Below are 9,001 nucleotides of genomic sequence, written 5' to 3' on the forward strand. Positions count from 1 at the left end.
AACCTTTGTCATTATACCAGAGGGGGATTTTTTTATCATACGTAAAGGTACTTCCACTTTTGTTCTCCCACGCATAGCGTGGGGCTTAATCTGGAGTAAACTCCGCTTAAACTGATATCGCCTACTTGCATTGTTTCTGCTCTTTAGCATATATATACCGGCCAAAACAGCATAGGCGAATGGATTATCTGATTGCAATAATTCCTCCTCGTCCTGTTCCAATAACTTATAGGTGTTATAGGCGTAAGATAATTCCGTTCCATGAAAATGGTATTTATAAATGCTTGGTTTGAAAGAGCGATCAGCGTCAGCGAGGAGGGCAATAGCATAAATCTTTCGGTGGTACTTGTCAAAAATCCGGTAAAAGTACTGAAACATCCGTTCAGAAAAATCTTCATCCTTACCTCCCTGAACTTCAATGTGGACAAGCAACCACTGTTCTTCCCCATCTTTCAGATGAACCTTCATCAGTTTATCGGTATACTTTGTTCCTTTTTTCTTCGGAATAGCACGATGAAATTCCTGTTCCAGTGAATCAGGTTTTTTATCCCAATCAAGTTTTTGATAAAGATCAGGAGCAAAAAATAATACAAACGGTTCAAATAAATCTGTGATGACTTTTTTCCACAGGCCATCTTTGTCCAAATACGGGGCAAATTCTTCAAGCACAATTGGTGAGGCTATGTTTACCATTATCCTATCACACCCTTTTTGTGAATGTAAATTTCTATGGTGAGGATACTGAGATGAATTGATGAGGCTGAAAATAGATATCTTATATGTATGTTAGCACACCTGATAAGCTGAAGCGAGGAAACCTTTTTTTAATTCCCTGATTTTTGAAACAGACCACATCGATTCATACTTTACATAAATTTACGTGGTCTATCAAAAATTAAATCTGTTGGTTTAAAATGAATCTGCTGCTTTTTACAATGTTTTTTTGAATTTTCACACTACAATCCAAATACCTTAATATTCATGATACTCAAAATACGACCTATCAGTACAGATCCTGCTTTCTAAACTTTTTATATGTAACCAATATCGAAAACAAAATTACAATGCAGCAAGCATAATGTAGAACAGGTTAAAAGAATTACTTACTTAGGCCGTAGTTGTCTATATATACGATACAAATAGATATACCATATGAAAGAATAACAGCTAAATAAATGGAACTCCCCTGTAGCGGAGACAGCCCTCCTACAACCCGGAAGCTCGTAATGCTTTGGTCACCTCCTTCCTAAAAGCCGAATGCCTCGGATATTTGTTTCGATATTTCTCTACCCAAACCAGCCCTTCCTGCTTATTCCCCCGATTAGCCATATTTATTTCTTGTCCGTCATAACTCCCACGTATTATTGCTGATCTAAATTAAAGAAGTTAATTACCCTAAACACTTTGAAATATTACTAATAATTTGCTATTTCAATAATCTGTAGGATCAAGTATACTTTAGTGAGTCATTGAACATGGAAAAGATAGGAGGAAAGAGCATGTTGGATAGAGCAATCGTTATTGGTGGGAGTATTGCTGGGAAACTAGCTGCAAAGGCCTTGGCAACATCTTTTCGACAAGTTATTATCCTGGAGGCGGGGTCGGTTTGGGAAAAAAAAACACCGAGAAAAAGGGTGCCTCAAACATATCACCCACATGTTTTATTAAAGGGTGGAGAGAACGCTATAGAAGAATTATTCCCGTATTTTCTGGATCAATTAATTGAGGATGGTGGGATTATTAATAATTTCACGAGAGACTTAAAATGGCATCATTTTGGATTTTGGAAGCATCGGTTCCAAGGAGAATTAGTTATGGTACAGCAAAGTCGCCCGTTGCTCGAATGGCATTTACAGCAACGCATCAATCAAATAACCACGATTGTTACCAAGTATGAAACAAAGGTTGAACAGTTATTACCAGATGATCAGCATGCTAAAATAAGCGGGGTAAAAGCACGTTCACTACAGACAGGAAAGGAAGAGGAATTAACTGCAGACTTGGTTGTTGATGCCAGTGGTTTTGGTTCAAGAAGTATTGATTGGCTAAAGTCCTTTGGTCAAGAGGTCAAGGAAGAGAAGGTGTGGATTAAGTTATTTTACGCAACCAGATATTTTCGTCACAAGGGAAAGGAGCAAGATAATCCAGAATGGTGTAATTTGCTAATATCACCGAGCTTTCCCATTAACCCATATGGTGCCTTTATTCAATCGGTTGAAGGTAATCGTTTTTCCGTTACTTTTAGTGGCTATGCAAATGAATTGCCACCAAAAACAGATACCGAATTTATCAACTATGCAAAAAAGTTACCTGTTTCAGACGTCGTGGATTTTCTAGATAAAGTCGAGCCGATTTCAGAGATTAATATACATAAGATCCCTTATCAAGTGCGGCGGCGATTTGATTTGGCAAGTATGCCAGACGGCTTTGTCGTTATTGGTGATGCCCATTGCCGTTTTGACCCAGTGTTCGGGCAGGGGATATCTGTAGCTGCAATGGAGGCTTTAGCGTTGCAGCGATTACTTAGCGCTGACGGTTACCATGAAAAAGGATTCAGCAAGACATTCCATAAAAGAATTTCTAAAATAATTGCAACGCCATGGGATATGGCTACCACTGAAGTATTGAGGCATCCTGAAATAAAAGGTGATAGAACAATGATCCTGCCCTTCAAACAGTGGTATAGCAGAAAGGTTTATGAGCTTTCAGCAGTTGAACCTGAAGTTTACATTCGTTTAGTGAAAGTCATGAACTTAATGCGTCCCTCTTTCCTTCTTTTCCATCCGAAAGTAGCAAATGCAATCTTGTTTAACAATACCAAAGCAATGAAATAAAAGGTACAACACGGTTTGGAGAAACATTAATACTGTCATAAAATAGGAGACCATAGACTCACCTTTTTTAACAGTCGCTGACTTTACTCATCAATTCAAAGCCAACCAACAATACTAAGCCGCTTTTTTCAATTGAAAAGGCGGCTAATCTTACTAGTGAAGAAAGTATAAATTTCAACCGTATTAATCCGTTACTAGGAAGTTCCATTTCCAGCTCTGCTCCCAGTGGTTAGTACCCAACACCCGCCTCTGCTCGATGAGCTAACACACTAAAAGAGGTCATGCTGACGGTGTCTATTGCGTTCAGGTTTTAGCAACTTCCTTAAAACCGGGCGCCTACAATTTTCTTAAAATGTATGATCGATCAGCAACTTCATTGTTCCTTACAATTACATCAAAATGCCATTGAAGGGCCATCACATCACCCCCAGTCAAACATCGGTAGGATACCAGGAAAGTATTACGCATTTTGATTAGTTCACCCAACTCATCTCGAGAAACTGCTCAACAGTAAATTGCAATAGGTACTGTTATGGCATAGAGAGTCATTTTTCCATTGTTAATTCTGTTTGTGACTAATTCCAAGCTGAGAAGATAATCAGTTATATAGTGTGTAACCTACACATTATCGGTTTGCTACGCACAAAAATTCACGATCTTCTATATTCCAACGAGGGCGAGCTCTCTTAAGTGATTAGTTTCCAAAAAGTGAAAACTCACCGGTAACTATCATGAATTGGTTCAAACAAATCTTCTTGAGCAGTCCGAACAACAGAAAAATGGTCAACATTGTAATGGCCATGAAGTATTTCATTATGATGACTTATTATCTTTTCGGCTGATAGAGTTGAAGAATCTGTTGTCGAATGACCATCTCCAACTAAAGTAACATCAAAATGATTCACCGTTGCCGTTCTAACTGCTGTATCAATACAGTGTTCTGTTTGGCATCCCATAATAACAAGATGTTCGACCTCGTTTTCCTTTAAAAAATCCATTAATGCTGTACCGTAAAACGAATTTGTAGCAGCTTTATCAAATATTTTGGCTGTAGTTGGGACGTTTACTTTTTTGTGTATTTGAAATCCCGGACCTTTACCATCAGCAACATCTTTATCCCTCATAAAGACGATTAAAGCATGTGATTTTAATGCTTTATTAATTACAGCATTAACATGATCTAGCAACACTTCTTTATTAAACACACTTTTCTCTTCCTTGTTACCGTCAACTAATTCCTGTTGAACATCAATAATAAGTAAAGCTTGTTTCAATCGAGCAACTCCTTTTCAACTTAATTTATATCCTGATCACCAAACCTGTCTTAATTATCTTATTCATAATATCGCCCCCTTTACCTTTTAAATATATTTCGCCATAAAAACTTGAATTCCTCTTTTTCATCCTCATCTACAAACAACTCAAAGCTCTATCAAAAGTGAATTGTTGGTGTTTCCTTTTGTGATTAAAAAGATTGTATGATGTAATTGGAAAATCAAAAAAGCAGGTAATGTTTTAAAGTACAGGACTTTACATCATTTAAAAAAGCCAGTAACTTAAGAACAAACATGAAAAGAAGCCCTTCCGTCCAGCTTCTTTTCATGTTAGACCTAATTCATTTTCTAGTACAGCCAAAGACTATCCCTCAATTGTAATTAGTCTAATTTTTTAGTAAACAAGACCCTATCATGATTTGGTCCATCATAATCAGCAACCACCGAAATTCCGCCAACTTCTTTATCACCTTTTTCAATTTCAAATCCCATTTTAATGTGATAAGCAATTGAAACCTTATTAACTGGCGAGGTAACTGCTCGAACAATATTTCTGCCGTTTTCTTTAACAGCATTAAAAAATTGATGATAAAGTTTCTTTCCTATATGGTGTTTTCGATACTCCGGATGAACCCCTACAAAATGGATATATCCTTCATAAGAATGTGATTGAGATACAAAGCCAATTAAAAAGCCCACTATTTTACCATCTTTTTCGGCAATAAAACTCGTATTATTGAAATGAACAAAGAATAGCTTAGGTAACATATCTGCCATTTGCCTGCCAGCCCACCACTCGTTAACCAAGGGTGATATAATAGTAAAGTCTGAACTTTCCACCAAACGAAATTCCACTAAAACACTCCTCGTTTATAATGTGAAAATAGATAGTACATTAATTGCTTTTCTCCCCTGTTTGCATATACATCTTCCTAAAAGGCTAAAGGGAATCTGAATTAGGAATTTCTTTTTGTTGTTTAAAAGTATTCGTAACTGATGTATGCATTTCAGTATAAACTTTTAATGTTTTCAGGTAGTTTAAAAGGGTTTTGTTTATTAATACGGTCATAAAACATAATCCCGTTTAGATGGTCTATTTCATGTTGGATCACAATGGAGGGATATCCGCTAAGTTTTAATAATAGCTCTTCTCCCAATAAATTAAATCCTTTCACCTTAATCCGCTCATATCTTGGAACAAACCCTTTTATATCACGATCAACAGAGAGGCAGCCTTCGCTTTGTGGTAAATAAATCATGGATACGGAATGGCTGATTATTTTCGGATTAATAAGTGTATATTCATGTTCTCTGCCCTTTTCATCCGTTAAATATGCTGCAAACATTCGCTTATTCAAACCAATCTGATTTGCTGATAACCCTACGCCAGCACGTAATTTATACTTGTTTGCCAGATTGGGATCTTGACTATTTTTCAAGAAGTTCATCATGCAAATTAATGTTTCTTTATCCTCTTCAGAAGGCGGTACCGTTACTTCTTGTGTTGCTTGATGCAGAATTTGGTTCCCATCCCTGACAATATCCTTCATCGTGATCATATACTTCGAATTAAATTTACTCATAAATAAACAATTCATCTACCTTTACGTTTAATATTTTTGATAATTTGAATGCTAGTTGCAATGTAGGGTCATATTTATCATTCTCTATACAATTTATCGTTTGTCTAACTACCCCACAATCCCTGGCGAGTTTCTCCTGGGTGATCCCCAGTTTCTTCCGTATTGCTTTAATTTTATTTTTCAATTTCATCACCTATGTCAAAAGTATTGGATATTTTTATTTTAGCAGTCTCACCCAACATGTCAATAACTTTAGACATTTTTGTTTCTCAACAAATTTCTAATGCTAATTGAGTATATAAGGGGATAGAAGGACAATATTGGTTATAGGGAGTTTATATTATCTGGCGCCTGTTCCCGGAAAAGTTATATAAAAAAAGTTCCAGATCTGTTTCTTGATCAATATATTTGTAAGAGCCGGCTTGAACATACTAAAGGTTACTAGCATTTGACGGCAACCATGTTTTTTGTTAAATTGGAAGTAAGTTTAAGTGCGAGGAGAATTTTAATGAATCAGTTGGTTCTTAACTAATTTATCAATTGGATAATTGAAATAGGACATATTTTAAAATCGCCCATATAAGACGTTTATTTAGTTATGCCCATTTCAAATCGGTTAAGAACATGATTCATAGCTATAATCATAGGATTTTGCGTAGAGCCGTTGATTTAACATCAATGGCATAGTCTATGCTCTATTTGAGATGCACGGCGTGAATAATTGTTCACGCCGTTTTTTTATGTTCTATAAGTGTTAGGTCGTTCTCTTTGCAGCATCAAAGAAGAGCTTGCAACTATAAAAATGAAAGATTAAAACGATCCATAAGCAAAAATTTCTATTTAACTATTTAAAGAAAAGGTGTATATAGATGATTAAAATGATTGAGGAAATAGCAAAAAGCGTAAAACTGGAAGAAGGATACATTACAGTTGAGCATTTATTATTAATGTGCTACTTTCACCCAGGAATTTCAACCAAAAAACTGGCACAAAAATTAGCGTTACCAAAACCGATTGTTGCAGCTATTAAAAATGAATTTATTAAAGTAAATGTACTTGTACAAAAGAGAGGAGTATTTGTAACGAACAAAGGGATTGGACTAATCGAATCGGAATTTGGATATAAAAATGTCGACAAACACTTATATTTACAGATAGTCCAAACAGAAACTGAAGAATTCATAGAGGATAAAGGGATGATGTTTTTAGATGAATTAACGAAAATTCACAAAAATGCACCGCAAATTGAATCCCAATTTGATCAATCAAAATGCACACCAAAAACAAGTTTAAAAAGGGCACTATTATCAGTAAAAAACTATTCTTTAGTAGGAAAAAAAGTGTTATGCTTAGGTGATGATGACCTCGTAAGTATTGCATTAGCTATGCTCTTAACAAGGTTATTTCCATACAGTGATCATCACCAAACAGAAATACATGTGATCGACATTGACGAGCGTTTCTTGTCATTCATCAGTGCTGTTGCAAAAGGTAAGTCTTTACCAATCATTTGCCATCATGTCGATTTGAGAAGGAAAATCCCGAGTCGCCTGGCGGGAGTGTATGACACCGTGTATACAGATCCCCCTTATACCAATAGAGGAATGTCGTTATTTTTATCTTGCTCAATAGAATGCTTAAAGAAAGAGAAGGGACTTATAATCTACCTGTCCTTTGCGCAAAAGTCAGCAGATCTATCCTTACATCTACAAAAGGAATGGCTGTTAATGGGATTGGCTGTCATGAAAATCTCTCCTGGTTTTAATGATTACATTGGTGCACAAATGATTGGTAATCAAAGTCAAATGATCATTCTGAAAACGACGTCATTAACAAAACCGCTGGATAATTATGAGCTGCCAATTTATACAGGAGAAATAAAACAGACGATACGTTCTTATAAATGCCTTCATTGTCATGAAGTGATCTCTGTAGGTACAAATACACGCTATCGTTCAATTGAATATTTGAAAGATAAAGGTTGCCCAGTATGTAATCAAAATAAGTTTCACTTAATCAAGAAAGAAAGGGTATAGGAGGAGCGATTGGAATGGATACACTTGGTCATCATATCGTATCTGACTTATGGGGATGTAATGTCCGTAAACTAATCAATAAAACTTATCTGGAAAATGAGCTTGTCTCTGCAGCAGAAAAATCTGGAGCAACGGTATGCGGCGTTTTCTTTCATGAATTCTCACCTCAAGGGATTAGCGGAGTTGTTATCCTGGCTGAGTCTCATTTAAGTGTGCACAGTTTTCCCGAACACGGATATGCCAGCATTGATATATATACATGTGGAAGGCATGTTCAGCCAGAGTTGGCAATACAGTACTTGTATTCTTCCTTGGAAGCAAAATATAATAACTGTAGAGAACTAGTAAGGGGCATAAAACCTGAAAACGTATAATTTATAAAGTAAAACAAACATCCACCAGGAGTTTACTCAACAGATAAAAACGTAGAAAGAGCTGATTTTTTCAGCTCTTTTTACGTTCTATCCACCTTTTGATATTGAATGTCGTGAATTACGGACCGTTTTTTCCGTCATAAAGGACAACGATGACATTTTTACCCCAAAGTAAATACTCTAAATTGATTATTTCTAATAGCCACCTAGTCTTATAGAAATTATTCATACCTTCGAATAATCATAGCGGGATTTGGCACTATATAATGCATAACATCACATCCCAAAAGGATGGTCTTTTAATTAGTCACTTAAAATTTCCCGCAAAAACTTTTCTCTATTTTGTAAATAATAACTCGTTATTTGATAGTGGTCGGTCATCTCGTAATCTATCTCTTTAATTGTATCATTATCAAAACTAAAGATAGTGGCATTTGGATACCCTAAAAGAATTGGCGAATGTGTAGCAATAATAAATTGACTATCACCTGATAACACTAAATCATGCAAAATTTTTAAAAACGTAAGCTGTCGTTGTGGCGATAATGCAGCCTCTGGTTCATCCAACAAATAGATGGCTTTGCCATTGAACCGGTTTAAAAAGAGAGAAAGAAAGGACTCCCCATGTGATTGTTGATGCAAAGAGCGCCCGCCATAAGCGTCATGGGCTCCTACTGCATCAATATGAGAAGCAAAATGATAAAAAGACTCCGCCCGAAGAAAGAAACCGTTCGTCACTTTAGGAAGCCATGAAAGCCTTATATATTCGCCAAGTGCTGATTCAGTTGCATGTACACCATAATAATCACATACCACCTGTTCAACAGGTGGTTTGACTTAGCCCTATAAGGGCATGTTACTTGCAACGCCTTAAGGGCGTGGTTTCGCAAGCCGACTACA

The 9,001-nt window shown here is 36.3% G+C and carries 7 protein-coding genes and 2 pseudogenes; 3 read left to right on the forward strand and 6 right to left on the reverse strand.

The window, feature by feature from the left end; genetic code table 11:
• Positions 1-693 (reverse strand): annotated as a pseudogene (locus tag IEX12_RS22200) (hypothetical protein); the annotation flags it as partial.
• A gap of 806 nt (positions 694-1,499) precedes the next feature.
• On the opposite strand from IEX12_RS22200, the gene IEX12_RS22205 reads away from it, so the two are divergent.
• A complete protein-coding gene (locus tag IEX12_RS22205) occupies positions 1,500-2,834 on the forward strand; it encodes an NAD(P)/FAD-dependent oxidoreductase (RefSeq protein ID WP_155555548.1) in 1,335 nt (444 codons plus the stop codon).
• 716 nt (positions 2,835-3,550) lie between these two features.
• Here IEX12_RS22205 and IEX12_RS22210 read toward each other — a convergent pair.
• The 4 genes from IEX12_RS22210 to IEX12_RS22225 all read right to left on the reverse strand — a co-directional run bounded on the left by IEX12_RS22210 (position 3,551) and on the right by IEX12_RS22225 (position 5,875).
• Complete coding sequence (locus tag IEX12_RS22210) at positions 3,551-4,108, reverse strand: isochorismatase family protein (RefSeq protein WP_088051367.1); 558 nt, start codon at positions 4,106-4,108, stop codon at positions 3,551-3,553.
• 381 nt (positions 4,109-4,489) lie between these two features.
• Positions 4,490-4,963 (reverse strand): GNAT family N-acetyltransferase, encoded by a 474-nt coding sequence (locus IEX12_RS22215; protein WP_088051368.1) that lies wholly within the window; start codon positions 4,961-4,963, stop codon positions 4,490-4,492.
• 152 nt (positions 4,964-5,115) lie between these two features.
• Positions 5,116-5,691, reverse strand: coding sequence for a peptide deformylase (gene def, locus IEX12_RS22220; RefSeq protein ID WP_088051369.1), 576 nt, complete (start codon positions 5,689-5,691; stop codon positions 5,116-5,118).
• A complete protein-coding gene (locus IEX12_RS22225) occupies positions 5,684-5,875 on the reverse strand; it encodes a helix-turn-helix transcriptional regulator (protein ID WP_088051370.1) in 192 nt (63 codons plus the stop codon). The genes def and IEX12_RS22225 overlap by 8 nt, the downstream gene beginning before the upstream one ends.
• Before the next feature lie 685 nt (positions 5,876-6,560).
• Here IEX12_RS22225 and IEX12_RS22230 point away from each other — a divergent pair.
• Positions 6,561-7,727, forward strand: coding sequence for a bis-aminopropyl spermidine synthase family protein (locus IEX12_RS22230; RefSeq protein ID WP_188725918.1), 1,167 nt, complete (start codon positions 6,561-6,563; stop codon positions 7,725-7,727).
• A 14-nt stretch (positions 7,728-7,741) separates the two neighbouring features.
• The gene (speD, locus tag IEX12_RS22235) at positions 7,742-8,101 is read left to right on the forward strand and encodes an adenosylmethionine decarboxylase (RefSeq protein ID WP_088051372.1); all 360 of its coding nucleotides are present in this window, start codon (positions 7,742-7,744) and stop codon (positions 8,099-8,101) included.
• 303 nt (positions 8,102-8,404) lie between these two features.
• On the opposite strand, the pseudogene IEX12_RS22240 reads toward speD, so the two are convergent.
• Positions 8,405-8,902, reverse strand: a pseudogene (locus tag IEX12_RS22240) (AAA family ATPase); the annotation flags it as partial.
• Between the last annotated feature and the right edge of the window lie 99 nt (positions 8,903-9,001).

This window comes from Lentibacillus populi (assembly GCA_014642895.1).
Taxonomy (GTDB): Bacteria; Bacillota; Bacilli; order Bacillales; family Amphibacillaceae; genus Lentibacillus_C; species Lentibacillus_C populi.

Bases quoted from the DNA above. Each gene is read 5' to 3' on its own strand.
- IEX12_RS22205 (WP_155555548.1), top strand. From the start codon at position 1,500: ATGTTGGATAGAGCAATCGTTATTGGTGGGAGTATTGCTGGGAAACTA.
- def (WP_088051369.1), bottom strand. From the start codon at position 5,691: ATGAGTAAATTTAATTCGAAGTATATGATCACGATGAAGGATATTGTC.
- IEX12_RS22230 (WP_188725918.1), top strand. From the start codon at position 6,561: ATGATTAAAATGATTGAGGAAATAGCAAAAAGCGTAAAACTGGAAGAA.
- speD (WP_088051372.1), top strand. From the start codon at position 7,742: ATGGATACACTTGGTCATCATATCGTATCTGACTTATGGGGATGTAAT.